The organism is Blautia acetica, assembly GCF_038739805.1.
GTDB lineage: Bacteria > Bacillota > Clostridia > Lachnospirales > Lachnospiraceae > Blautia.
Genome location: NZ_JBBEWO010000001.1, coordinates 151,809 through 176,369, shown reverse-complemented (window position 1 = coordinate 176,369; position 24,561 = coordinate 151,809). Strand labels below are relative to the sequence as shown.

Here is a 24,561-nt window from a genome sequence, read left to right as displayed (position 1 = left end):
CCTCTATCCAATCATAAATGTCAATTCTCCGGCTGCTGTGATTTTGCCCTCCTGGTTTCTGGCTACGGCTTTTCCCACGCCTACCGGGCCTTTTACCTTCACAAGCTCTACCTCTAAAGTCAGCACATCCCCCGGCACTACCTTCTGCCGGAACTTTGCCTGGCGGATACCTCCGAAATAAGCGGTTTTTCCCTTATTTTCCGGCTTGCTTAAAATAGCCGCCGCTCCGGTCTGGGCCAGGGCTTCTATCTGCAGCACCCCCGGCATGACCGGTTCCTGTGGGAAATGTCCGGCAAAAAAGGGTTCGTCATAAGTCACACATTTGCGTCCCACAGCCCGCACACCGGGTTCCAGTTCTTCTATGGTATCCACCAGAAGAAAGGGATGTCTGTGGGGAATCATTTCCATTAATTCCTTTGTTGTCAGCTTCATCACGTCCTCCTATTTCATAACAAATAACGGCTGTCCATACTCCACCATGGACGCATTGGAGACCAGAATTCTCTCAATCACACCGTCTTCTTCTGCCTCAATCTCATTCATCAGCTTCATGGCTTCAATGATTCCCAATACCTGGCCTTTCTTCACGCTGTCCCCCTCCTGTACAAAGACCTTTGCACCGGGAGAAGGGGCATTGTAAAAGGTTCCCACCAGAGGGGCCTTAACGGTTCTCTGTTCCTTAAAAGAGGGAATTTCTTCTGTCTCTTTTTCCTCCTGTATGGGGTCTTTTACCCCTTTTACCACGGTCTTTTTTCCTGCCTTCATGGAAATTTTCAGGTTCCCATCTTCCATGTAAAAGCGGGTTAAATCTGACTGGCTCACCGCCTGAATCAGCTCTTTTATTTTCTCCAATTCCATGTTTTCAGTCCTTTCCATATTCGCCCAGAAGCAGGCTGGCATTGTGTCCGCCAAATCCCAGAGAATTACTCAGTGCATAGTTCACTTCCGTTTCCACGCCCTGTCCGGTTACATAATCCAAATCACAGTCCTCATCCGGCACCTGCCATCCTGCGGTCTCATGTATATAATTTTCCTGTATTTCCTTTACACAGGCAATGGCTTCCACAGCTCCTGCTGCACCCAGAAGATGCCCAATCATGGATTTTGTGGAATTGACTTTCATTTCATAAGCATGCTCACCAAAGAGTTTCTTAATGGCTCTTGTCTCAAACAAATCATTGTGGTGTGTTCCAGTTCCGTGGGCATTGATATAAGAAATCTTTTCCAAAGGAATACCCGCCTCTTTCAAGGCGTATTCCATGCACTTAGCTGCCCCTTCGCCGTCTTCTCTGGGTGAGGTAATGTGATAAGCATCGCTGGTAGCGCCGTACCCCAACACTTCTGCCAGAATCGTTGCCCCTCTCTTTTTGGCATGCTCCAACTCCTCCAGTACCAGAACTCCGGCTCCTTCGCCCATGACAAATCCGTCTCTTTCCCTGTCAAAAGGAATGGAACAGCGTTTGGGGTCTGCAGATACAGACAAGGCGGTCAGGGCGGAAAAACCTGCCACACCCACCGGGGTAATGCAGGATTCTGCGCCGCCTGCTACCATTACTTCCGCGTCTCCGGCCTGTATACTCCGATACGCTTCGCCGATACAGTGGGTGCCGGATGCACAGGCTGTCACCACATTCAGACTTTTGCCTTTCAGTCCGAACTGAATGGACACATTACCTGCCGCCATGTTGGAAATCATCATGGGCACCATAAGGGGATTCACACGATTGGGCCCTTTTTCCAAAAGCTTCTGGTGTTCCCGTTCTACTGTCTGCAGACTTCCAATGCCGGACCCAATGGAACAGCCCACCCGGTAAGCATCTTCCTGTTCCATATCAAGCCCCGATTGTTCCAACGCTTCTTTTGCTGCTGCCACCGCATATTGGCAGAAAAGTTCCATACGCTTTGCCGCCTTAAAATCCATATATTCTTTTCCTTGAAAGCCTTTCACTTCGGCTGCCAAATGTACTTTATATGCACTGCTGTCAAACTTTGTGATTTCACCAAAGGCTGTGTGCCCTTCTTTTAATCCCTGCCAGTATTCCTCCACATTTAACCCAAGAGGTGTAATGGCTCCCATTCCGGTTATAACTACTCTTCTCATTTTTTCCTCCTACATGCTCATGCCGCCGTCTACACAAAATACCTGTCCCGTAATATAAGCTGCCTTATCCGAAGCCAGAAATGCAGCCATTTCCGCCACGTCCTCTGCTTTTCCAAAATGTCCCAGGGGAATCTGGCTGCAGGCTGCCTCCTGAACTTCCTTTTTCAGCACCTTTGTCATGTCGGTTTCCACAAATCCCGGCGCAATGGCATTTACTGTAATACCCCGGGAGGCCAGCTCCCTTGCCGCTGTCTTTGTAAGACCCAGAACCCCGGCTTTGCTGGCTGCATAATTGGCCTGTCCTGCATTTCCCAGAATCCCGGACACAGAAGAAATATTGATAATCTTTCCTTTTCTCTGCTTTAACATATACCGGGACACATGGCGCATGGTGTGAAAGGTTCCCTTTAAATTGGTATTGAGAACCATGTCGAACTCTTCTTCTGACATCTTCATCAGCAGATTATCCCTGGTAATGCCTGCATTGTTGACCAGAATATCCAGCCCCCCAAAATCCTTTATCACCTGCTCTGTCATCTCTTTACTAGCCTGAAAATCTGCTACATTACAGGCATAGACTTTGGCTTTTCCTCCGTTTTTTAAAATCAAGTCTGCCACCTCTTCCGCTTTTTCCTTAGAGCCGCAGTAATTTACCGCCACAGCCGCCCCGTATGCAGCCAGCTTTAGGGCAATGGCGCGTCCAATGCCTCTGCCGCCTCCGGTTACCAATGCCACTTTTCCTTCTAACATCACTCCAATTTCCTACCTTTCTTTCCAGATATTTACCAGATTTTGAAAATCTTCTATGGTCTGCACTTGCAGTACCCTGGCATTTTTGTCTATTTTCCGCACAAATCCGGTGAGGGTTTTTCCCGGTCCTACTTCTACAAAAGTCTCTACACCATCAGACAGAAGGGTGTCCACACACTGCTGCCACCGTACCGGAGCAGAGACCTGACGAGCCAGAAGTTCTTTCACCTCACCGGCCTCTCTTACATACTGCGCCGTCACATTGGCGGTATAAGGAATCCCCGGCTTCTGCACCTTGATTTCCTGCAAAGCGCTTCTTAACTTTTCTTCTGCTTCCGCAAGCATGGGAGAATGAAAAGGCCCGGATACCTGTAGGGGAAGCACTCTTCTGGCTCCTGCTTTTTTCAGCTTTTCGGCAACTTCTTCCACAGCCTGAGAGGCTCCGGTAATCACCACCTGTCCCGGACAGTTGTAATTGGCTACAGACACCATACCCGGCTCTGCCTCACAGATGTCTTCCACCTGCTTCCCGGAAAGTCCCAGCACCGCTGCCATAGCCCCGCCAAAAGGAACGGCTTCCTGCATATAAATGCCCCGCTTGCGCACCAGAGAAAAAACATCCTCCAGAGACATCACCCCGGCTGCAAGCACAGCTCCATATTCTCCCAGGCTCAATCCTCCGGCTGCCTCCGGAAATATCCCCTCTTCTTCCAAAGCTTTCAAAATGGCTGCCTCTACGGCCACCATAGCAATCTGGGTGTATTCGGTAATATGAATTTTCTCCTTTTCTTCAAAGCAGATTTTCTTCACATCCAGTCCTGCCATTTGTCCGGCCAGGTCCATCACCTGTCTGCACACCGCCATATTTTCATAAAAATCTCTGCCCATGCCTACATACTGGGCGCCTTGTCCCGGAAATAGAAACGCTGTCTTTCCCATTGCACACTCCTTTGTATATAAAATATTTTGTTATTCAAAATATTAACCTAAAAATATGGGCTGTTCCATGAAGTGCCGGATTTTCTTCTGCACTTCATGCAGCAGCCTCTTTTTTTATTCTTCTACACCTTTTGTTTTCAGATATTCGATTACAGAACCTACGGTAGTCAGTTCCTGCAGCTCCTCAGAAGGAATTTCAATGGAATATTCATCTTCCAGCGCCATAACCAGTTCAAATAAATCCAGAGAATCTGCTCCCAAATCTTCTTTAAAGGAAGTTTCCGGGGTAATGCTGTCTCCATCACAATTTAACTGTTCTGCAATAATTTCTCTCATTTTTTCTAACATCGTTTTCTGTCTCCTTTAAATTACTTATTTTTTTCCATTGCCATGGAATTGTTTGCTTTATTATTTTGATGTTCAAAGTATATCCTCTTTGCCCCTGTTTGTCAACCCTTTTATTTTCCAAAATAAATCTGTCTGGAAACGCTGAGGGCAATGCCCATCTCTGCCATCAAAAACACAATGGACGTACCGCCGTAACTGACAAAAGGAAGGGTGATTCCGGTGGTGGGTATCCAGTTTAACACAACGCAGATATTTAAAATAACCTGCAAAGCAATGTGCACCATAATTCCGCTGACCATCAAAGAACCGTAAAAATCCCTGGCATTCTGGGCAATAAAGAACAGGCGGTACAACAGATAGCCAAACAGCACAATAATAACCAGACCGCCGAATACACCCAGTTCCTCGCACACGATGGAGAAAATCATATCATTCTGCGCCTCTGGTACAGGCCCCAGCTTCTGTACACTGTTCCCCAGTCCCTTGCCAAAAAAGCCCCCGCTTCCAATGGCATACAAGGCCTGCATAATCTGATAACCTCCGGCAGAAGAATACTGCTCCGGATTCAGCCATACCAGCACACGCTTCAGACGGAAGCTGTCCACATTGGTCATATCCAGCTGCATATCTCCCAGTGTCATCTGCAGAACAATTCTTCCCACTAGCAGCAGCACTGCCAGAACCAGAATGATACGCAGAAACATTTTCTGATTGGGGTGGGCAATGAAAATCATAAATCCGGTAATAGCGCCGATGATGATGGCGGTACTCAGGTTATCGGTAAAAATCAACGCTGCCGCCGCCAGGCCGCCTCCGTAAGCCATGAGCTTCCAGAAGCCTTTTCTTGTAGCCACCTCTTTTCCCATCTTCATAATCAGACAGGGAATAAACGTAATGGCCGCAATCTTTGCCACCTCTGCAGGCTGAAACTGCAGCGCATCGATACCGAAATTCAGCCATCTTTTGGCGCCGTTTACCTCGACTCCCATAGGGCTGAATTTTACCAAAGCCATCAGTCCCATAGAAACCCAGTAAATCATTCCGCTGACATAGTACAGCAAATGGTAATCCAGCTTTGAGACTGCCAGCGCGCCTACGATACTGCAGGCACTGATAATAGCCTGCTTGGCAAAATACGCCATGTCATTATTATCTTTCACCAACGCCGTATAAGCGCTGGTACTATAAAGCATAACCAGTCCAAAGCAAATCAGCAGAATAACGACTGCCACCAGATTGAAATCATAATACTCTGCCTTGAACACTTTCCCCTTTTTTTCTTTTTTTGGCATTTACTTCCTCCCGCTAAATTCCAAGGGCATAGCCCAGCAGTTCCCGGTACCCGGTCTGACTGCCGCTTTCCCGGCCCTGCACCTTCCGCACCATAACCGGGTCGTCTGTAATGATATTGTCCACTCCCATATCTATCATGCGCCGGACATCTCCCCTGTAATTCACTGTCCACGCATGAATCTCTTTCCCCATTCCATGAGCTTCTTTTACAAACGACTCTGTCACATAAGTGTGCTTCACGCTGAAAAAATCAGCGGCCGTAATGTTGGCTGTGCTGCCGTATGTCATTGTCATAATGTATCCCGTACGGATTTCCGGAGCCGTCTCCTTTATCTGCTCCAGGAATCCATAATTCATAGAAGTCACCACACAATAATCCTCAAAACCATTTTCCCGAATTGCGCGGACAACCTTATGAACAATTCCTCTGTTTTTACCATTATACTTAATCTCTATATTTAAGTCCAGTCTTCCTTTGCAAAATTTTAAGACCTCCTCCAGAGTCGGGATTTTTTCTCCCCGGAATTTCTGGTGAAAACTGGAGCCTGCGTCCAGCTTTTCGATCTGGGCCAGTGTCATCTCCCAGACCTTTTTATTGACCCCTGCCGTCCGTTTCAGGGAATCGTCATGCAGGAGTATCAGCTTTCCGTCTTTTGTCTCCTGCACATCAATTTCCGCCCAGTCTGCGCCTGCATCTATGGCATAAGCCAGGGCGCTTATGGTATTTTCCGGGGCCATTCTGGCCCCGCCTCTGTGAGCCGTAATCCCCATATCCGCAGTGAGCGTATCCAGAGAAACATCATGCCCCGCTGCCAAGAGTCCCAGATATCCTCCCTCACACAGTACAAATACTGCGGTCAGTATGGCCGCCGCCTTTCTCCTTCCCACTTTGGAAAACCAGGCATAGTGCTCCATCAGCCGGTAAAGCGCCACTTCTTCTTTAGACTGCACATGAAACCTGGCGTAAAGCACATACACAAAAGCCAGGCTTACGGTAAGCTGCACAGCCCCTGCAAAGACCCCCAGCGCCATATTCACGTCTCCGCTGTAAATCAGTACCCGGGTCACCTTCTCTCCTCCGGTCACGCGGAGAAACACCCAGACTGTCATAACCGCCATAGCGGCAAGATAGACTGCCGCAATAAAGACTGCCATCAGCACATGGAGTACAAGAAAGCCGGACAGTGTCTTTTTCCACTGTTTTTGCAGCAGTTCCAGGCCTCTTTGCATGGCCCGCCTGTTCTTTTCCTTTTCCAGAACGGCATAGGGCAGAGTGAAAACACAGAGAAAAGAAATCAAAAGCAAAATGCCCACAGCCAGATACAGGAGAAACGAAGGCTTTACCGCCTTGTAAATCTGAATGGCCGTAAATTCCAGCACCCGAATATAAGAAATTTCTCTGGCCACAAAATAAGCAGTGAAAAACGGTGCGCTAAGAGCCGCCCCAAAAATCCAGGATATCCGGCTGTGTCTCAAAAAAGCAAAAGTTCTCTTAATGCCTAAAAGCAGCATATCACTGGCATAAATTTTCTGCTTCTGATAAGAACAGAGGAAACCGGACAACAGACTGGAAACTTCAATCAGAAAAAGCAGAAGAATAAGCAGCAGTAAAAACAGCAAAAGCAGAATCGACAGCGGAGAAGAGAGAAAACGCACAAAATTTTCCGCCGTCAGATAACTGAATTCCTGTTTTTTCAAAGAAAAATTCACTGCTCTGTGGGTCAGCTGCATAACCAGAAAAAAAGAAGCAATTCTGTACCCGGTTTCAAATAAAAGCAGACTTCCTAAATTATATCTGAGTACTGCCCATGTCTTCTTTAAAATGCGTTTCATAAATATCAAATCATCACCTTTTTGTATTGCCTGATTTTATTTTAACAAAAACAGGCTGCTTTATGCAAGGGTGTTTTCCAAACGGGAAATCTATGTTACACTATATAACAGAATGTAAGGAGGATTTTACTATGGAACACACGACACTACCACATCAGCATGGACAGTCAAAAGAGCAGCTTTTAAATCACATGCCTGCCACAGAAAATTTTGAACTTGTATCTTCCATTTTCAAACAGTTAAGCGATCCTACGCGTATCCGCATTTTTTGGATTTTATGTCATTGTGAAGAATGTGTAATTAATATTTCTGCCATGATGGAAATGAGCAGTCCTGCTGTAGCTCATCACCTTCGCCTTCTGCGCAGCAGCGGACTGATTGAATCCCGAAGAGACGGCAAGGAAACTTACTATCGCGCCAGTCTTTCCAGAAAGGCACAAACCCTTCATAAAATGATTGAAGAAATGATGGAGATTTCCTGCATACAATTATAAACTTCCTGCTGTTTCTATTGACAATTATGTTTTTATCCGTTATGATACTAAAGTTGTATAAGGGAGTAGTTAGCTTCGTCAGAAGTCACTGTATCAACATATTGATGAACCTTTCATCTGGTGCAGTGTAACCGGCAAAATTTACTGGCTGTGTTTTGTCGGTCTGTATATAAAACCAGAGGATTTATTCCCGGTCTTTTATATGCAGATAGTTGGAAATACATCTCATATTTTCAATTATGGGTAATAACGAGACTTATCCACGCAGATTTTGTGTGGACAAGTCTCTTTTTATTTGCCCGAAGCAGGCGCACTGCCTTATCCATATACCTGAAATGAAAAAAGGAGGAACCATTATGAGTTTAACAGCCGTATTTTTTGTAGGAGTGGGACTTGCCATGGATGCCTGTGCCGTCTCCTTTGCCAAGGGAATCTCCCTGAAAAAAAACGTAAAAAAATATGCCTTTTTACTGGCTCTGGCTTTCGGTCTCTTTCAGGGACTTATGCCCTTATTGGGCTGGTGGGTGGGCACCCATTTTGAGGCCCTGATTACCTCTGTGGATCACTGGATTGCCTTTTTTTTACTGGGATTTATCGGTCTTAACATGATTCGGGAATCCAAAGAAGCCGGGGCCGAATGCGAAGCCTGCGTGGACAGCATTTCCGGAAAAGAGGTGCTGCTCCTTGCCATTGCTACCAGCATTGACGCCCTGGCTGTAGGTATCAGCTTTGCCTTCCTGCAGGTAAGCATTCTGCCTGCCGTCTGTCTTATTGCCGCCACTACCTTTGTCATCAGCTTCGCTGCTGTATTTCTGGGGAACCGGATAGGCGGAAAATTAGGAAAATACGCTGAAATTGCCGGAGGTATCATTCTGATTCTCATTGGTCTTAAAATTCTGATTGAGCATTTGTTCGGATAAAAGCGAAGAAGCTGTCGCATAGCAGTTCTTGCACGCGGCAGCTTCTCCTGTATTCACTTCTCTATGTAAGTATCTTTTTCTAAAAATCCCTAAAACAACAGCGCAATTTGGTAAATCACAAAGGCTGCTATCCAGGCAATCACACACTGGCCCAGTACCATGGCTGTTGCCCATTTGCCGCCCAGCTCGCGTTTCACCGAAGCAATGGCTGCTACGCAGGGAGTGTACAACAGGCAGAACACCAGAAGGGCTGCCGCTCCGGCAATGCTCAGGCTGCTCTGTAAAACGGCGGTACTTCCGAACAATACAGTAAGCGAGGAAACCACGCTTTCTTTTGCCAGGAAACCGGAAATTAAGGCAGTCACAACTCTCCAGTCTCCAAATCCCACCGGTGCAAACAAAGGCGCCAGCCAGCCGGCTGCCAGTGCCAGAATACTGTCCTGAGAATCTGATACCATATTCAGTCCGGTATCGAAATTCTGCAAAAACCAAATGACAATGGTAGCGACAAAAATAACGGTAAAGGCCCTCTGCAGGAAATCCTTGGCCTTATCCCACAGAAGATGTCCCACATTTTTCGCTCCCGGCATACGGTAATTGGGAAGCTCCATAACAAAGGGCACAGCTTCTCCCTTAAATGCTGTTTTCTTGAATACCAGCGCCATGACAATTCCCATAACAATCCCAAACACATACAGGCAAATCATAACCAGCGCTTCATACTTTGGAAAGAAGGCAGCCGTGAAAAAAGCATAAATGGGAAGTTTTGCCGTACAACTCATAAACGGTGTCAGCAAAATGGTCATCTTTCTGTCCCTCTCGGAAGGAAGAGTCCGGCTGGCCATAACGCCCGGTACAGTACATCCGAATCCAATGAGCATGGGAACAATACTTCTGCCGGAAAGCCCCAGCTTACGCAGCAGTTTATCCATAATAAAGGCCACCCTTGCCATATAACCGCTGTCCTCCAGAATAGACAGAAAGAAAAACAAGGTCACAATAATAGGCAGGAAGCTGAGCACACTGCCCACACCGTTGAAAATACCGTCAATTATAAGGGAATGTATCACACTGTTCACATGAGCTGCTGTCATAGCCTTATCCGCCAGCTCAGTCAGGGCTGTGATTCCATTTTCCAAAAGGCCCTGCAAAAATGCACCAATGACATTAAAAGTAAGCCAGAACACAATTCCCATAATGCCAATAAAAGCAGGGATTCCTGTATATTTTCCGGTGAGGAAATGGTCCATTTTCCGGCTTCGGATACGCTCCTTGCTTTCCTTGGGCTTGATGATGGTTCCGCTGCACACATCCTCAATGTAGCTAAACCGCATTTGCGCCACAGCAGCCGCGCGATCCATACCTGTTTCTACTTCCGTCTGTCTGGCAATATCTTCCAGAAGATTTTTCTCCTGCTCGGTAAGATGCAGCTGTTCCAACAGCTTACCGTCTCCCTCCATTACCTTACTGGCCGCAAACCGGACGGGAATACCTGCCTGTCCGGCATGGTCCTCAATCAGGTGCATGACGGCATGAATTCCCCGGTGAATCCCTTCTTCTTTGCTGCAAAAATCCATCTTCAAAGGCTTTTCCTGGTATTTCGCCACATGAATGGCATGGCGGATTAATTCTTCAATGCCTTCTCCCTTTGCCGCAGAAATGGGAATCACCGGCACGCCAAGGGCTGCCTCCATTTCGTTCACCATGACAGAACCGCCGTTTTCTCTCAGCTCATCCATCATATTCAATGCCACAACCATGGGAAATCCCAATTCCAAAAGCTGCATGGTCAGATAGAGATTTCGCTCAATATTGGTAGCATCCACAATATTGATAATGCCTTTTGGCTTTTCTCCGATAACAAATTCACGGGTAACTATTTCCTCACTGCTGTAAGGTGACATGGAATAAATTCCCGGCAAATCCGTAATCAGTGTGTTGGCATGCCCCCGGATAATGCCGTCCTTGCGGTCCACAGTCACACCCGGAAAATTTCCCACATGCTGCTTGGCACCAGTCAACTGATTAAACAGCGTAGTTTTTCCGCAGTTCTGGTTTCCCACCAGGGCAAAGGTCAGGGTTTCACTCTCCGGCAAAGGATTTTCCTGCTTTCTGTCGTGATATTTTCCCCCTTCTCCGTATCCGGGATGATGTTTTTCCGGTCCCGGCTTTTTCACCGTTGCCGCTTTGGGCTCATGAGCTTTGCTAATCTCAATATTCCCGGCATCTTCCAGACGTATGGTCAGTTCGTAGCCGTGTATGCGCAGTTCTATGGGGTCTCCCATAGGCGCATACTTTACAACCGTGACCTCGGTTCCCTGTATCAGCCCCATATCGAGGAAGTGCTGGCGCAAAGCCCCGGTTCCTCCTACGGCAAGTATGGTGGCCGTACTTCCGATTTGTAATTCACTTAGTTTCATTTCAATCTCCCTCTTTTGTACTAAAGATTCTGCACGCGCAGAGCCCGGATGGCATTCAGTACCGCAATCACCATAACGCCTACGTCAGCAAATATGGCAAACCACATATTGGCAATTCCCAGGGCCCCCAGTCCCAGACAGGCAAATTTAATCACCAGGGCAAACACAATATTCTGGTATACAATACCCAGACATTTTCTGGAAATCCGGATGGCCTTTGAAATCTTCATCGGGTCATCATCCATCAATACCACGTCTGCAGCTTCAATGGCTGCATCAGAGCCCATGGCGCCCATGGCAATTCCGATATCTGCCCGTGTCAGCACCGGAGCGTCATTGATACCATCTCCCACAAAGGCCAGCTTCGCTTTTGTCCCTTTCTTCGCCAACAGTTCTTCTACCTTTTCCACTTTTCCTGCAGGCAGAAGTTCGCTGTAAACTTCATCAATCCCAAGTGTTTCCGCAACCTGTTCGGCTACTGCTTTCGCATCTCCGGTGAGCATAACGGTTTTTTCCACGCCTGATTTTTTCAGCCTTTTGACTGCTTTTTCCGCATTTGGCTTTATAACATCGGAAATTACAATGTGTCCCGCATAAGCCCCGTCCACAGCCATATGAATAATGGTTCCCACTTTGTGACAGTCACGATATGCAATTCCCAGACGTTTCATTAACTTACTGTTTCCGGCTGCCACTTCTCTTTTGTCTACTTTTGCCAGGATTCCTTCTCCGCTGATTTCCTGAATGTCCTCTACCCGGCTTCTGTCAATTTCTTTTCCATAAGCCTTCTGAAGACTCTTACTGATAGGATGAGAAGACGCACATTCTGCCAAAGCGGCATATTCTAAAAGCTTGGCCTCTTCCATCTTATTGTGATGAATTCCCGTGACCTCAAAGACTCCCTGGGTCAGAGTTCCTGTTTTATCAAAAACCACATATTTCGCCTGAGACAGTGTTTCCATGTAATTCGAACCTTTAATCAGTACACCCGCTTTACTGGCTCCGCCGATACCGGCAAAAAAACTGAGCGGAATACTGATAACCAGTGCACAGGGACAGCTGATAACCAGGAAAGTCAGCGCACGGTAAATCCACATGCTCCAAGCAGCCTCCTGCCCCAGAAACAGCAGCTGAATCAGCGGCGGAAGCACGGCAAGAGCCAGGGCTCCATAGCAGACAGCCGGCGTATAAACTCTGGCAAATTTGGTAATAAAGTTCTCGGATTTGGATTTCCGTGAACTGGAGTTTTCCACCAGTTCCAGAATTTTAGAAACTGTAGATTCCTCAAATTCCTTTGTGGTTCTGATTCGCAGCACGCCCGTCATATTAATGCAGCCGCTGATAATCTCGTCGCCCGCTTTTACATCCCTTGGAAGACTTTCTCCCGTCAGAGCGCTGGTATTTAAGCTGGAAGTTCCCTCTAAAACAATGCCGTCCAGAGGTACTTTTTCTCCCGGCTGCACCACAATAATACTGTCTACAGCCACCTCGTCCGGGTCTGTTTTTTCCAATTTCCCGTCCCGCTCTATGTTGGCATAATCCGGCCGGATATCCATAAGTGCACTGATATTTCTCCGGCTTTTGCCTACTGCATAACTCTGGAACAATTCACCAATCTGGTAAAACAGCATAACCGCAATGGCTTCGTTATAATCTCCGCTTCCGGAATAAATTGCCAGAGCAAAAGCTCCTACTGTGGCAATGGCCATAAGAAAGTTCTCATCAAATACCCGGCGGTTTAAAATTCCCTTCCCCGCTTTTCTTAAAATATCATATCCGATTATCAGGTAAGCAGCCAGATACAAAGCCAGCTGCAGCAGACCCGACACAGATATAAACTGCAGAATAAGAACCATCACAGCCGTAATCACAATTCGTATCAGCATTTTTTTCTGCTTTTTACTCATAATTTTCTCCTTTCGCTTTATTATATCCCATATCTACTTTTTTTGTATAGGAATTTCTTATCTTTTTTAAATTTTGAAGGGGATGCACTTACCGCAGCATCCCCACACCCTTATCATCTTTGTTTAAAACTCAATTTCACAGTCAGGCTCTACTTTTCTACATGCCTTTAAAACTTCTTTCATAACCTTTTTCGGTTCCTGGCCTTCTTCAAACTCCACAATCATTTTCAGTGCCATGAAGTTTACCGTTGCATTTGCAACACCGGCTGTTTTCTTTGCAGCTTCCTCCATCAGATTTGCACAGTTTGCGCAGTCTACTTCGATTTTATAAGTTTTTTTCATGATAAGTACTCCTTTCTCATTCAATATTTCTTTAACAATTAAACATTTGTTTAATCTATATTTGTACTATAATGGATGTTATCCAAAAAGTCAATACTTTTTCTCACTTTTTTACCAGATTGCCATAAAATAAGAATGTAACAGAACTCTCTCTTTGTTCTGTGAAAACATAGACAGAAAGGTTTGAATCATGGATAATTATCGAATGCATTATAATGCCTGCCGTTCCTGCCGGGTTATGCCCCGTGAGGCTGTCCGGAAAAGCGCTCCGGTTTCTTCAGGCTGCGGCTGCTCAGACCGGGTAGACAATACAGGAATTTACACACATGCGGACCATTTGCCTCTTACTATGGCCTATGTTCCCTGCCAGCAGTTCTCTACTGTTTTTGATTTATGCAAAGCATTTCCCATGGGTACTATTTTTCCGGAACTTTGCAAACCATTTTGCGGAAAGCGAGGTGTCAGACGATGAAAAATCCCCGTTCCTGTTCTCAGGCGGAACTTTTCTCTATGATTAACCAGGTCAGTTTCGCAGTGAACGACATGACTCTTTATCTGGATACCCACCCGGACGACGACGATGCTATGGCTTATTTTTGTGAAAATACAGCGCTCCGGAAAGAGCTTCTGAAAGAATATGCAGCCCGCTTCGGTCCTCTCACACTGGACAGCGACAGCGAAAACTGCAGACAGTGCTGGGATTGGGTCATGCAGCCCTGGCCTTGGGAAGGAGTGTGTTAAAAGATGTGGAATTATGAAAAACGACTGCAGTTTCCTATCAATATCAAAAAACCTGATGCCAGAGCAGCGCAGGTGATTATCAGCCAATATGGCGGCCCTGACGGAGAAATGGGCGCCTCCATGCGATATCTGTCCCAGCGATTCGCCATGACCAACCGGATAGCTATGGGAACATTGACGGATATCGGAACCGAAGAATTGGGGCATTTGGAAATGGTAGCCACCATTGTTCACCAGCTTACCCGCAACCTCTCTATGGAAGAAATTGAAAAATCCGGTTTTGCCCCCTATTATGTGGACCATACAGTAGGTATCTGGCCACAGGCGGCAGGGGGAATTCCTTTCAACGCCTGTGAATTTCAGTCCAAGGGCGACCCTATCACGGATTTATTTGAGGATATGGCAGCAGAACAAAAGGCTCGAACCACTTACGACAACATTCTGCGCCTGATTGATGACCCTGATGTCATTGCCCCCATCAAATTCCTCCGCGCCAGAGAAATCGTTCATTTTCAGCGTTTCGGTGAAGTTTTAAGAAGCGTTCAGGAAGACCTGGATTCCAACAACTTCTATGCCTTTAATCCGGCGTTTGATATGCCCTGTAAGGCATCCTGCAAAGACAATACCTGTAACTGCAGCAAATAATTAAAAAATATTTCAAAAACAGGCGGGTATATCCTTTTCCTATATCTGCCTGTTTCTTATTTTTTCCTGTACAATTTTTCTTTTCTATCTGTCCTTTTTTCTCATACAATGATAAAATAAAGAGAACGATAACCTACAACACATGAGGAGGTAACATATGGAATATCGCAAATTTGAAAAACTGGGAGTCTCTCCCTCTCTTCTGGGATTTGGCTGTATGCGCTTTCCCCAGAATACAGATGGCACCATTAACGAAAAAGAAGCCCAAAAACTTCTGGACACCGCTATAAAAGCCGGAGTGAACTACATAGACACAGCCTACCCCTATCACAACGGGGAAAGCGAACCCTTTCTGGGACGTACCTTGAAAAAATACCCCAGGGAATCCTTTTATCTGGCTACCAAACTTCCCATGTGGGATATAAAAACATCGGAAGACGTGAAAAAAATTTTTTACAAACAATTAGAACGTCTCCAGACCGACTATGTGGATTTTTATCTGATTCACTGTCTGGACAAGGAAAAATGGCAGCAGGTGCTGGATTTAGGTGTGATTCCATTTCTGGAGGACATGAAACAGCAGGGGAAAATCCGCTTTCTTGGTTTCTCCTTCCATGACGATTTTGATACCTTTAAAAAGATTCTCACCTACAGAGACTGGGATTTCTGTCAGATTCAGTACAATTACATTGACACAGAAATCCAGGCTGGTGACCGGGGCTATGAACTGACAGAAGAGCTGGGAATTCCTCTGGTCATTATGGAACCGGTAAAAGGCGGCGCTTTAGCTTCTCTTCCACAGGAAATTTCTGTCCGGTTTACAGACTTTGATCCTCTTTGCAGCCTTGCATCCTGGGCTCTTCGCTGGGTGGCCAGCAAACCAAACGTAAAGGTTGTTTTGAGCGGTATGTCCACCATGGAGCAGGTAAAAGACAATCTGGACACCTTTACAGACTTTACACCTCTCTCTCTTCAGGAAAAAGAAGTGGTTGCTGATGTGGCAGCTGCCATCCGCCAGAGAACGAAAAACGGCTGTACCGGCTGTGCCTACTGCATGCCCTGCCCCTTTGGCGTAGATATCCCGGGGAACTTCCGTATCTGGAACGAATGGTCCATGTACGGAAACGATGCCAAAACAAAGCATGCTTATTTTACAGACATGAAAGAATCCGCAAGAGCCGACCAGTGTAAAAAATGCGGCAAATGCGAAACGGTCTGTCCTCAGGCTCTCTCCATTCGCGAGAATCTGGAAACAGCAGCAAAGGAACTGGGTGAATTAGACAAATAGCAAAAAAATCACAGAAAAAAGACACCTCATCGCGAAGTGTCTTTTCTGTTTCTTCCATATAAATAGTAAACCTTTATGCTTCTTCCCTGTCATTGGTCAGCTTCAGCTTATCCAGTACATAGAAGATAAGGCTCAGTGCCATACCCACGATACAGGCCAGTACCATGCCTCTTAATTCGATTTCTCCGATGCTCACCGTAATTCCGGAAAGTCCTGTGACAAAAATTACAGAGGTAAGCGCCAGGTTTCTGGAACGGCCGTAATCCACTCTTCCGTCTACCAGAATACGAATACCGGAAGTACCAATCATACCATACAGAAGGAAGGAAATTCCTCCGATAACCGGACCCGGAATGGTATTGATGAGCGCTGTCAGCTTTCCGATAAAGGAGCAGATAATGGAAAGCACGGCTGCTCCGCCGATAACATACACGCTGTACACACGGGTCATGGCCATAACACCGATATTCTCCCCATAGGTGGTTGTGGGCACAGAGCCGATAAAACCGGATATCATGGTAGAAAAGTTATCTGCAAACAGCGAGCGGTGCAGACCTGGATTTTTCAGCAAATCTCTTCCCACGATTTTTCCTGTTACAATCTGGTGTCCGATATGCTCGGAAGTTACAACCAGAATCACCGGAAGGATAATGACAATGGCCTGCATGTCAAACTTCGGTGTGCTGAAATTCGGCAATGCAAAAAGAGAAGCCTCTGACACTGCAGTAAAGTCTACGATACCGCAGGCAATGGCTGCAACATAACCAGCAATAATAGCAATGAGGATAGGAATAACAGAAAGGAATTTCCGAAATACCACAGAGCCAAACACGGCTACACCCAGCGTTACCAGAAAGACAATGACATTGCCGCTTTTCAGTTTCTCGTCCAACATCCCTGCATTGCTGGCTGCCGTAGAGGACAACTCCAGACCAATCAGGGCAACCACCGGCCCCATAGCCGCAGGAGGCAATACCACATCAATCCAGTCCGAACCGAATTTGTAAATAACCAGTGCCAGGATACAGCCGCAGAATCCCACAGCCACGAAACCGCCCAGGGCATATTCGTAACCAAACTTGCTGATAACAATGCTGGCCGGAGCGATAAAAGCAAAGCTGGAGCCCAGGTAGGCCGGTGCTTTTCCTTTTGTAATCAAAATGAAAAGCAGAGTTCCCACACCATTCATAAACAATACAATGGCTGGATTAATGCCAAAAATAAACGGAACCAGCACAGACGCACCAAACATGGCAAACATATGCTGAATACTCAATGGAATCAAAAGTTTTGGCGGTACTTTCTCTTCCACTTGGATAATTTTACGATTTTCCACAGTTTTTCTCCCTTACTTTTTAATATTCGTCTTATATTAGCATACATTGTTCCAAAATACCAGAAAAAAATGCTTTCCCTTTCGACAAAAAAGGGAAACTGCCGCAAAACAGTTTCCCTTTTGAGGTCTTTTATTTTGTTTCCAAATCAAATCCGAAGTAACGCACTGCATTATTATAGGAAATTCCTTTGACAATTTTCTCCAGATTCTTCATATCCTTTGGATATTCTCCGTTTTCTACCCAGCCGCCGATAAGCTCGCACATAATTCTTCTGAAGTACTCATGTCTTGGATAAGACAGGAAACTTCTGGAATCAGTCAGCATACCGATGAAGTTGCCCAGAAGACCCAGATTTGCTAAAGAAGTCATCTGCTTCATCATACCTGTTTTGTTGTCGTTGAACCACCATGCAGAACCCTGCTGAATTTTTCCGATAGCATCGCTGTTCTGGAAGCAGCCCAGAATCGTTCCGATTAATTCGTCATCTCCCGGATTTAAGCTGTATAAAATCGTTTTTGGCAGGTTTTTTGCTTCATTGACTGCGTTTAAGAAGTCTGCAAGCTGTTCGCCCGGTGCAAAGTTGCTGATACAGTCGAATCCCGTATCCGGGCCGAGTTTTGCGTACATAGCTTTGTTGTTATCTCTCTTACAGCCATAGTGTAACTGCATTACCCAGTTCATTTCTTCATATTTTCCTGCCAGGAACAGCATAAATGCAGTTTTGTATTTTGCTGCATCTTCTTTTGTGATTTCTTTTCCTGCCAGACGGTCTGCAAAAATTCTTTCTACTTCTTCGTCACTGGCCGGTGCATACATGACATAGTCCAGACCATGGTCAGAAATAGAACAGCCCATGCTGTCAAAGTATTCCATTCTCTTTGCAATGGCTTCTTTTAAGTCTGCAAACGTTTTGATTTCCACACCGGAAACCTGGGACAGTTTGCCAAGGTATTCTACGAAATCCGGTTTTTCCACATTGGTAGCCTTGTCCGGTCTCCATGCAGGCAGCACCTGTACATCAAAAGTTTCATCTTCTTTGATAACCTTGTGCCATTTCAAATCATCAATGGGGTCATCTGTAGTGCAAAGCAATGTTACATTTGACTGTTTAATCAGGTTTCTTACACTCATGGAATCGTCCTGCAATTTGGCATTGCACAGGTTCCACACTTCTTCTGCGGTTTCTCCGTTTAATACACCGGTGTAGCCAAAGTATCTCTGCAGTTCCAGGTGACTCCAGTGAAACAGCGGATTTCCGATAGCTTTTTCCAAAGTTTCCGCCCATTTCTGAAATTTTTCTCTGTCCGGTGCGTCTCCGGTGATATAGTATTCGTCCACACCATTGGAACGCATCTGACGCCATTTGTAATGGTCGCCTCCAAGCCATACCTGTGTAATGTTCTCAAACTTTCTGTCCTCAGCGATTTCCTGAGGATTGATATGGCAGTGATAGTCCAGTACAGGAACCTGCGCTGCGAAATTATGATACAATTCCTGTGCTGTCTCTGTACTGAGTAAAAAATCTTTGTCCATAAATGCTTTCATATGAACAGCCTCCTTATAAATTTATTTTAGACATATCCCATAAGGCCAGGCAGCCACAGACTCAGCTGAGGGATATAAGTTACCAGCATCAGTACCACAAAGATTGCGGCAAAGTATACCAGAAGCTGTTTGAATACGGTTTCAATCTTAACGTTACCTACCTTTACACCTACAAACAAAGTTGTTCCAACCGGAGGTGTAATGGTTCCGATACACAGGTTGAAAATCAGCATAATACCAAAGTGAATGGTATTCATGCCCAGTGCGGTACAAACCGGAAGGAAAATCGGTGTGAAAATCAGACACGCCGGTGTCATATCCATAAAAGTACCTACAATCAGCAGGATAATATTAATCATCAGAAGAATCACAATCTTGCTGTCACTGATAGCTAAAAGTCCGTTGGAAACCAGAGTCGGGATATTGGTAAAGGCCATAACCCAGGACATAATGCTGGACACACCAATCAGGAAAATAATGATACCTGTCATCTCCGCACTGTCTTTTAACAGAGCCGGAATATCTTTTAATTTAATGGATTTGTATCCAAACAAGGATAACAATAAGCTGTATACAACCGCAACCACAGAACCTTCTGTCGCTGTAAATACACCAGCAATAATACCACCGATTACAATAATAATCAACAGCAAACATGGAAGTGCCTGAAAAATAATGTTCATGGCTTCTTTAAATGTAAACTTCTGTTTGCTTCTGTAATTTCTCTTCTTGGCAATAAAATAAATAACAATCATACAAGCCAGACCCCAAAGAATACCGGGAATATAGCCTGCCATGAAAAGGGCTGCCACCGAAGTTCCTCCACTCACCAAAGAAAAGGTAATCATAACGTTACTTGGAGGAATCAGAAGTCCTGTAGGCGCTGTTGCAATGTTGGCTGCTGCGGAAAAGTTCGGGTCATACCCCTCATCTTTTTCAATCGGTCCGATAATAGAACCCATAGCAGAAGCAGCCGCTGTACCGGAACCGGAAATCGCACCGAACAACATGTTAGCCAGAACGTTTGTCTGTGCCAGAGCACCTGGTGTACGTCCTGTCACCAGTTTTGCAAGATTAATCAGACGGACTGCAATACCGCCCTTGTTCATGATGTTTCCGGCCAGAATAAAAAACGGAATGGCCAGCAGACTGAATACGGAGATACCGGAAAAAATTCTCTGGGCTCCTGTTAAAACTGCAACACTGGTATCCATAACCGGAAGAATTGCACACACGGAAGAAATTCCCAACGCAACGGCGATGGGCACACCGGCAACCAGCATGATAACCAGCAAGACCAAAATAATCAGACCTGAAATAATTGCTGTATTCATATACTTCTCCTCCCTCTTATTCCTTTACTTCTCTCTGTTCTCTTTCATATCCTGCAGCCAAATCTACAATATTCAGTATAGAGTAGATGACAATCAGAATACCGGAAAGAGGAACGACCGTATAGATAACACCCATAGGAACCCCTAAAGAAGCAGTCACCTGTGTCATGGTCAGCCCCATAATATTCCAGCCGCCGTACACCATAACACTGCCTGCCAAAAACATAACCAGAATCTCAATTATGATTTCCAGCACTTTTCTCGGTGTTCCTGTTAATTTGTCTGCAATAAATCCCATACGCATATGGTCTCTTTTCCCGAATACGTAAGCGGAAGCCAGAAGCGCCATCCAGGTAAAGCTGTAAGTCAGAAGTTCCTCTGACACAGTACTTGGGCTATTGAAAAAATAGCGAACTACAATCTGATACGTTCCCACAATTACCATCAGTGCAAACAGAGCTGCACAGACCCAGCTTAATACCAGGTCGATTCCTTTACGGATTTTATGCAATACGTTCATTACTCTGCCTCCTTATCTGTGTATTTCGCGTTGATTTCCTGAATGCGGTCATACAAATCCTGAATGTCCGGATTTTCCTTAAGCATCTCGTCCTGCACACCGGCTACTTTGTCTTTAAACTGCTGAATGTCCACATCAATAAATTCCACACCCATGTCGTCCTGGGCAATTTTCTTTGCCTCTTCTACCTGTACATCCCATTCCTCCAGTTCTACTTCTGTAGACAGTCTGGCAGCTTCCTCAAAAACTTCTCTTTCTTCGTCGCTTAAGCTGTTTAAGAATTTCAGGTTTCCGATTAACATATCCGGCACCATCTGATGCTTATTGTAAGAGAAGTATTTGGCAACTTCTCCGTGTTTGTTGTTAGTCAGAGCCAGTTCGTTGTTCTCCGCGCCGTCAATAACACCCTGCTGAATGGCTGTATAAACTTCACCAAAACTCATTGGAGAAGCGGCAGCACCAAAGGCTTTGGCCATATTTACACTGGCTGGTGACTGCTGTACACGGATTTTCAGGCCTTTCAGGTCATCCGGTGTATGGATTGGCTTTGTTGCATAGAAGTTACGGGTTCCTGCATTGTACCAGGTCAGTACGCGGAATCCGGCTTCGTCTGTAGAAGCATACACCTGGTTCATATAATCTGTATCATTCATAACTTCATGATAGGCATCCTCTGAAGTAAACAGATATGGCATACTGAAAACCTCATATACATCTGCAAAGGTTTCCAGGTTTGCAGTACCTGCCACTACGAAGTCAATGGCGCCTGTCTGTGTCAGTTCAATGGCTTTCTGCGCAGAACCCAGAAGTTCATTTGGGAAAATCTGTACTTCATACTTATCACCCAGATTTTCTTCTACATACTCTTTAAATTTCAAAAGACCCAGATGTTCCGGGTGGGTTTCAGACTGTGCATGAGAAATACGGATAATTCTCTTTCCTCCTGTCACGGAAGAAGCACAGCCGGACATGCCCGCAATTACGGTAACACAAAGAGCTGCTGCTAAAATTCTTTTTAAACCTTTCATTCTTCCTTGTCCCTTCCTTTTGTTTCTGTTTTAGAAATTTGTTGTTCCCCGTTTTATCAGATGACATCTGATAGAACGCTTATGCCGTATGGATTTGCCTTCCAGAAGCTGCATGAGCGAATCTGCGGCTGTTTTGCACAGCGCATCGCTGCGGCTGTCTACAGAAGTCAATTCCGGCTCGCAGCACACGGCAAGTTCTGAATTGTTGAACCCAACGATATTCACATCTTCCGGCACCCGAAGCTGCTTTTTGTTTGCATATTTCAATGCACCCACCGCAAGCCCGTCATCCGTAGCTACCACTGCATCAAAAGAAAGTCCCTCTTTTGATAATAAGTTTTCCCTGACCGTGGCTATTTTATTTTCCGTAAAAATTTTCAGTTCCTCCACAACGGGAAGACCATTGTCCCTCAGTGCGTCTTCATATCCTGAAAGTTTCTGTGTAGCACTGTAAGAATGGGAATCATAGAGAAACAATATCCGCTGTCTGCCCGCCTCTGTCAGTGCGCAGACAGTGTCATACATAATCTGATAATTTTCAGACAGTACACAGTACACACCCGGGCAGCGGATATACCCATTAATTAAAAAAACCGGAGCTTTCTCTGCAGCTTCGCTTAAATAACGTATGTCTTCTTCGCCTCCGTCTCCTGCATAGTGGGAGCCCACCAGTACCAGCGCGTCAATTTTTTTCCGGAGTATCATCTGCACAGACTTTACTTTGCTTTCATATTCATAACCGCTGCAATAAAGAATACAGTCATACCCATAGTTTCGGAAGCTTTTCTCCAAGTAAGCCACCGCTTCTGCCATATAGGCATCTGACACATCGGGGCAGACAATGCCCACTGTTTTCATGGAATTCAGTCCAAGTCCCCGGGCAAATACATTAGGTGTGTAATTCTGTTCCTCCATGACTGCCCGCACTTTCTGCTTTGTTTTTTCGCTGACTTTTGGGCTGTCATTGACGACCCTGGAAACCGTTGCGATAGAAACATCTGCAAGCCTGGCAATATCATAGATGTTCATACAATTCCTACTTTCTTTTTCCCGCTTTTTGCGGGATTTTGATGTAAGCCCTTACATCTTGTTTTTTATTATACCGAACCTTTATAGAAAATGCAAAACCTTTATCATTGTAATTTTTTACAATTTTACACGCGTTTTTTTATGCAATTTTAATATTTTTTGTTTTTTTATAAGATTCATATTGACGTTTTCGAGATTCGGCAGTACATTAAATGTAAGCCCTTACATTTCTGGCTTTGTATATTTTTAGGAGGAATATAAATGCAGAAATATATCAAAATTCATCCTGCCGACAAGGTTGCAGTTGCCCTTTGTCCGTTAGCGGCAGGAACAGAAGTTACTATTGAAAATCAGACACTGATTCTCACAGAGGATATTCCTCAGGGACACAAATTTGCTCTGGAAGATTTGTCTGAAAATCAGCCGGTTATCAAATACGGCTATCCTATTGGGATTACCAAAGAGGCGGTAAAAGCCGGCTCCTGGATTCATGTGCACAATATGAAGACGGGACTGGGAGATTTGCTTACTTATAAATATGAGAAACAGGACGCAGTCCTTACTCCTACCGAAGAACGGTTCTTCCAGGGATACCGCCGTGCAGACGGCAAGGCAGGCGTACGCAACGAACTCTGGATTATCCCTACTGTAGGCTGTGTCAACAATGTGGCTACTGCCATTGAAAGAAAAGCCCAGAGCCTTGTGCAGGGAAGCATTGAGGCCATTGCTGCCTTCCCTCATCCTTACGGCTGTTCCCAGATGGGGGATGACCAGGACAACACCCGCCAGATTCTGGCAGACCTTATCAACCACCCCAATGCAGGCGGTGTGCTGGTGCTGGGACTTGGCTGTGAAAACAGCAACATTGATGAACTGAAAAAATTCATCGGTCCTTACGATGAAAACCGGGTAAAATTTCTGGTGGCTCAGGAATGTGAAGACGAAATCGCCGAAGCCTTAAAGTTGATGGAGGAACTGGCTGCCTACGCAGGAAAGGCGCAAAGAGAACCTATTAGCTGCAGCGAACTGATTATCGGCATGAAGTGCGGCGGCTCAGACGGACTGTCCGGTATCACGGCCAACCCGGTCGTGGGCGCTTTCTCCGACTTGCTGATATCCAAAGGAGGCACCACCATTCTCACAGAGGTTCCGGAAATGTTCGGCGCAGAAACGCTTCTCATGAACCGCTGTGAAAACGAAGAACTCTTTGACAAAACCGTACATCTGATTAATGACTTTAAGAACTATTTCACCAGCCACAAGCAGACCATTTACGAAAATCCCTCTCCGGGGAATAAAAAGGGCGGTATCTCTACTTTAGAGGACAAGTCCATGGGCTGTACCCAGAAATCCGGCTCTGCCCCTGTAAGAGGCGTCCTTTCCTACGGGGAGCCGGTAAAAGAAAAAGGCTTGAACCTGTTAAGCGCACCGGGCAATGATTTGGTAGCTTCTACCGCACTGGCTGCTTCCGGCGCACACATTGTCCTCTTTACCACAGGAAGGGGAACCCCTTTTGCATCTCCGGTACCTACTGTAAAAATCTCCAGCAATTCCAACCTCTACGGTCATAAAAATAACTGGATTGATTTCAACTGCGGCACCATGGTAGAAGGAACTTCTCTGGCCGAACTGAGCAATCAGCTTTTCGATTATGTCACAGCCGTTGCTTCCGGAGAAGAAGTAAAATCAGAAAAAGCAGGCTTCCACGATATGGCTATTTTTAAGCAGGGAGTCACTCTTTAATAAA

General features: G+C 45.7%; 24 protein-coding genes. 7 read left to right on the top strand and 17 right to left on the bottom strand.

What is annotated here, in order from left to right; all coding sequences use genetic code 11:
* Window positions 1–3: 3 nt before the first annotated feature.
* The 8 genes from fabZ to WBS51_RS00805 all read right to left on the bottom strand — a co-directional run bounded on the left by fabZ (window position 4) and on the right by WBS51_RS00805 (window position 7,264).
* Window positions 4–432: a 3-hydroxyacyl-ACP dehydratase FabZ gene (gene fabZ / locus WBS51_RS00840; RefSeq protein ID WP_173747356.1), complete on the bottom strand. Its 429-nt coding sequence runs from the start codon at window positions 430–432 to the stop codon at window positions 4–6.
* Between the two features lie 9 nt (window positions 433–441).
* Window positions 442–858 carry an acetyl-CoA carboxylase biotin carboxyl carrier protein gene (accB, locus tag WBS51_RS00835; protein WP_173747355.1) on the bottom strand — a complete coding sequence of 139 codons (417 nt, stop codon included), beginning with the start codon at window positions 856–858 and terminating at the stop codon, window positions 442–444.
* Window positions 859–862: 4 nt separating this feature from the next.
* Window positions 863–2,101, bottom strand: coding sequence for a beta-ketoacyl-ACP synthase II (fabF, locus tag WBS51_RS00830; RefSeq protein WP_173747354.1), 1,239 nt, complete (start codon window positions 2,099–2,101; stop codon window positions 863–865).
* Between the two features lie 9 nt (window positions 2,102–2,110).
* Complete coding sequence (gene fabG, locus WBS51_RS00825) at window positions 2,111–2,851, bottom strand: 3-oxoacyl-[acyl-carrier-protein] reductase (protein WP_173747353.1); 741 nt, start codon at window positions 2,849–2,851, stop codon at window positions 2,111–2,113.
* A gap of 12 nt (window positions 2,852–2,863) precedes the next feature.
* Window positions 2,864–3,790 (bottom strand): ACP S-malonyltransferase, encoded by a 927-nt coding sequence (fabD, locus tag WBS51_RS00820; RefSeq protein WP_294459509.1) that lies wholly within the window; start codon window positions 3,788–3,790, stop codon window positions 2,864–2,866.
* Between the two features lie 114 nt (window positions 3,791–3,904).
* Window positions 3,905–4,138: an acyl carrier protein gene (gene acpP, locus WBS51_RS00815; RefSeq protein ID WP_173747351.1), complete on the bottom strand. Its 234-nt coding sequence runs from the start codon at window positions 4,136–4,138 to the stop codon at window positions 3,905–3,907.
* 110 nt (window positions 4,139–4,248) lie between these two features.
* Complete coding sequence (locus tag WBS51_RS00810; protein WP_173747350.1) at window positions 4,249–5,430, bottom strand: FtsW/RodA/SpoVE family cell cycle protein; 1,182 nt, start codon at window positions 5,428–5,430, stop codon at window positions 4,249–4,251.
* 13 nt (window positions 5,431–5,443) lie between these two features.
* The gene (locus tag WBS51_RS00805; RefSeq protein WP_294459508.1) at window positions 5,444–7,264 is read right to left on the bottom strand and encodes a glycerophosphodiester phosphodiesterase; all 1,821 of its coding nucleotides are present in this window, start codon (window positions 7,262–7,264) and stop codon (window positions 5,444–5,446) included.
* 131 nt (window positions 7,265–7,395) lie between these two features.
* Between WBS51_RS00805 and WBS51_RS00800 the strand changes: the two genes are divergently transcribed.
* Both WBS51_RS00800 and WBS51_RS00795 read left to right on the top strand, forming a co-directional pair.
* Window positions 7,396–7,758, top strand: a complete 363-nt coding sequence (locus WBS51_RS00800) for an ArsR/SmtB family transcription factor (protein ID WP_173747348.1) — start codon at window positions 7,396–7,398, stop codon at window positions 7,756–7,758.
* Window positions 7,759–8,114: 356 nt separating this feature from the next.
* A complete protein-coding gene (locus WBS51_RS00795; RefSeq protein ID WP_294459507.1) occupies window positions 8,115–8,678 on the top strand; it encodes a manganese efflux pump MntP in 564 nt (187 codons plus the stop codon).
* A gap of 89 nt (window positions 8,679–8,767) precedes the next feature.
* Here WBS51_RS00795 and feoB read toward each other — a convergent pair whose 3' ends face one another.
* The 3 genes from feoB to WBS51_RS00780 form a co-directional block, all read right to left on the bottom strand.
* Window positions 8,768–11,098 carry a ferrous iron transport protein B gene (gene feoB / locus WBS51_RS00790; RefSeq protein ID WP_173747346.1) on the bottom strand — a complete coding sequence of 777 codons (2,331 nt, stop codon included), beginning with the start codon at window positions 11,096–11,098 and terminating at the stop codon, window positions 8,768–8,770.
* A gap of 20 nt (window positions 11,099–11,118) precedes the next feature.
* Window positions 11,119–13,005 carry a heavy metal translocating P-type ATPase gene (locus WBS51_RS00785; RefSeq protein ID WP_291683359.1) on the bottom strand — a complete coding sequence of 629 codons (1,887 nt, stop codon included), beginning with the start codon at window positions 13,003–13,005 and terminating at the stop codon, window positions 11,119–11,121.
* A gap of 123 nt (window positions 13,006–13,128) precedes the next feature.
* Window positions 13,129–13,347, bottom strand: coding sequence for a cation transporter (locus tag WBS51_RS00780; RefSeq protein ID WP_173747344.1), 219 nt, complete (start codon window positions 13,345–13,347; stop codon window positions 13,129–13,131).
* Between the two features lie 190 nt (window positions 13,348–13,537).
* On the opposite strand from WBS51_RS00780, the gene WBS51_RS00775 reads away from it, so the two are divergent.
* The 4 genes from WBS51_RS00775 to WBS51_RS00760 all read left to right on the top strand — a co-directional run bounded on the left by WBS51_RS00775 (window position 13,538) and on the right by WBS51_RS00760 (window position 16,021).
* Window positions 13,538–13,819: a spore coat associated protein CotJA gene (locus WBS51_RS00775; RefSeq protein ID WP_226853432.1), complete on the top strand. Its 282-nt coding sequence runs from the start codon at window positions 13,538–13,540 to the stop codon at window positions 13,817–13,819.
* Window positions 13,816–14,088 carry a spore coat protein CotJB gene (locus tag WBS51_RS00770; RefSeq protein ID WP_173747343.1) on the top strand — a complete coding sequence of 91 codons (273 nt, stop codon included), beginning with the start codon at window positions 13,816–13,818 and terminating at the stop codon, window positions 14,086–14,088. The genes WBS51_RS00775 and WBS51_RS00770 overlap by 4 nt, the downstream gene beginning before the upstream one ends.
* Before the next feature lie 3 nt (window positions 14,089–14,091).
* A complete protein-coding gene (locus tag WBS51_RS00765) occupies window positions 14,092–14,733 on the top strand; it encodes a manganese catalase family protein (protein WP_294459503.1) in 642 nt (213 codons plus the stop codon).
* A gap of 157 nt (window positions 14,734–14,890) precedes the next feature.
* The gene (locus tag WBS51_RS00760; RefSeq protein WP_173747341.1) at window positions 14,891–16,021 is read left to right on the top strand and encodes an aldo/keto reductase; all 1,131 of its coding nucleotides are present in this window, start codon (window positions 14,891–14,893) and stop codon (window positions 16,019–16,021) included.
* A 73-nt stretch (window positions 16,022–16,094) separates the two neighbouring features.
* Here WBS51_RS00760 and uraA read toward each other — a convergent pair whose 3' ends face one another.
* The 6 genes from uraA to WBS51_RS00730 all read right to left on the bottom strand — a co-directional run bounded on the left by uraA (window position 16,095) and on the right by WBS51_RS00730 (window position 22,814).
* The gene (uraA, locus tag WBS51_RS00755) at window positions 16,095–17,357 is read right to left on the bottom strand and encodes a uracil permease (protein ID WP_173747340.1); all 1,263 of its coding nucleotides are present in this window, start codon (window positions 17,355–17,357) and stop codon (window positions 16,095–16,097) included.
* A gap of 130 nt (window positions 17,358–17,487) precedes the next feature.
* Window positions 17,488–18,903, bottom strand: coding sequence for a glucuronate isomerase (uxaC, locus tag WBS51_RS00750; RefSeq protein ID WP_291681738.1), 1,416 nt, complete (start codon window positions 18,901–18,903; stop codon window positions 17,488–17,490).
* 26 nt (window positions 18,904–18,929) lie between these two features.
* Window positions 18,930–20,237, bottom strand: coding sequence for a TRAP transporter large permease (locus WBS51_RS00745; RefSeq protein WP_173747338.1), 1,308 nt, complete (start codon window positions 20,235–20,237; stop codon window positions 18,930–18,932).
* Window positions 20,238–20,253: 16 nt separating this feature from the next.
* Entirely contained in the window at window positions 20,254–20,757 is a 504-nt protein-coding gene (locus WBS51_RS00740) for a TRAP transporter small permease (protein WP_291681736.1), read from the bottom strand.
* On the bottom strand, window positions 20,757–21,785 hold the full coding sequence (locus WBS51_RS00735; RefSeq protein ID WP_173747336.1) for a TRAP transporter substrate-binding protein: 1,029 nt from the start codon (window positions 21,783–21,785) through the stop codon (window positions 20,757–20,759). Before WBS51_RS00735 ends, WBS51_RS00740 begins: the two co-directional genes overlap by 1 nt.
* A gap of 30 nt (window positions 21,786–21,815) precedes the next feature.
* Window positions 21,816–22,814: a LacI family DNA-binding transcriptional regulator gene (locus WBS51_RS00730; protein ID WP_173747335.1), complete on the bottom strand. Its 999-nt coding sequence runs from the start codon at window positions 22,812–22,814 to the stop codon at window positions 21,816–21,818.
* A gap of 261 nt (window positions 22,815–23,075) precedes the next feature.
* Here WBS51_RS00730 and WBS51_RS00725 point away from each other — a divergent pair, with 261 nt between their 5' ends.
* Window positions 23,076–24,557 carry a UxaA family hydrolase gene (locus tag WBS51_RS00725; RefSeq protein WP_173747334.1) on the top strand — a complete coding sequence of 494 codons (1,482 nt, stop codon included), beginning with the start codon at window positions 23,076–23,078 and terminating at the stop codon, window positions 24,555–24,557.
* Window positions 24,558–24,561 lie beyond the last annotated feature (4 nt).

Bases quoted from the DNA above. Each gene is read 5' to 3' on its own strand.
- fabZ (WP_173747356.1), bottom strand. From the start codon at position 432: ATGAAGCTGACAACAAAGGAATTAATGGAAATGATTCCCCACAGACAT.
- accB (WP_173747355.1), bottom strand. From the start codon at position 858: ATGGAATTGGAGAAAATAAAAGAGCTGATTCAGGCGGTGAGCCAGTCA.
- fabF (WP_173747354.1), bottom strand. From the start codon at position 2,101: ATGAGAAGAGTAGTTATAACCGGAATGGGAGCCATTACACCTCTTGGG.
- fabG (WP_173747353.1), bottom strand. From the start codon at position 2,851: ATGTTAGAAGGAAAAGTGGCATTGGTAACCGGAGGCGGCAGAGGCATT.
- fabD (WP_294459509.1), bottom strand. From the start codon at position 3,790: ATGGGAAAGACAGCGTTTCTATTTCCGGGACAAGGCGCCCAGTATGTA.
- acpP (WP_173747351.1), bottom strand. From the start codon at position 4,138: ATGTTAGAAAAAATGAGAGAAATTATTGCAGAACAGTTAAATTGTGAT.
- WBS51_RS00810 (WP_173747350.1), bottom strand. From the start codon at position 5,430: ATGCCAAAAAAAGAAAAAAAGGGGAAAGTGTTCAAGGCAGAGTATTAT.
- WBS51_RS00805 (WP_294459508.1), bottom strand. From the start codon at position 7,264: ATGAAACGCATTTTAAAGAAGACATGGGCAGTACTCAGATATAATTTA.
- WBS51_RS00800 (WP_173747348.1), top strand. From the start codon at position 7,396: ATGGAACACACGACACTACCACATCAGCATGGACAGTCAAAAGAGCAG.
- WBS51_RS00795 (WP_294459507.1), top strand. From the start codon at position 8,115: ATGAGTTTAACAGCCGTATTTTTTGTAGGAGTGGGACTTGCCATGGAT.
- feoB (WP_173747346.1), bottom strand. From the start codon at position 11,098: ATGAAACTAAGTGAATTACAAATCGGAAGTACGGCCACCATACTTGCC.
- WBS51_RS00785 (WP_291683359.1), bottom strand. From the start codon at position 13,005: ATGAGTAAAAAGCAGAAAAAAATGCTGATACGAATTGTGATTACGGCT.
- WBS51_RS00780 (WP_173747344.1), bottom strand. From the start codon at position 13,347: ATGAAAAAAACTTATAAAATCGAAGTAGACTGCGCAAACTGTGCAAAT.
- WBS51_RS00775 (WP_226853432.1), top strand. From the start codon at position 13,538: ATGGATAATTATCGAATGCATTATAATGCCTGCCGTTCCTGCCGGGTT.
- WBS51_RS00770 (WP_173747343.1), top strand. From the start codon at position 13,816: ATGAAAAATCCCCGTTCCTGTTCTCAGGCGGAACTTTTCTCTATGATT.
- WBS51_RS00765 (WP_294459503.1), top strand. From the start codon at position 14,092: ATGTGGAATTATGAAAAACGACTGCAGTTTCCTATCAATATCAAAAAA.
- WBS51_RS00760 (WP_173747341.1), top strand. From the start codon at position 14,891: ATGGAATATCGCAAATTTGAAAAACTGGGAGTCTCTCCCTCTCTTCTG.
- uxaC (WP_291681738.1), bottom strand. From the start codon at position 18,903: ATGAAAGCATTTATGGACAAAGATTTTTTACTCAGTACAGAGACAGCA.
- WBS51_RS00745 (WP_173747338.1), bottom strand. From the start codon at position 20,237: ATGAATACAGCAATTATTTCAGGTCTGATTATTTTGGTCTTGCTGGTT.
- WBS51_RS00740 (WP_291681736.1), bottom strand. From the start codon at position 20,757: ATGAACGTATTGCATAAAATCCGTAAAGGAATCGACCTGGTATTAAGC.
- WBS51_RS00735 (WP_173747336.1), bottom strand. From the start codon at position 21,785: ATGAAAGGTTTAAAAAGAATTTTAGCAGCAGCTCTTTGTGTTACCGTA.
- WBS51_RS00730 (WP_173747335.1), bottom strand. From the start codon at position 22,814: ATGAACATCTATGATATTGCCAGGCTTGCAGATGTTTCTATCGCAACG.
- WBS51_RS00725 (WP_173747334.1), top strand. From the start codon at position 23,076: ATGCAGAAATATATCAAAATTCATCCTGCCGACAAGGTTGCAGTTGCC.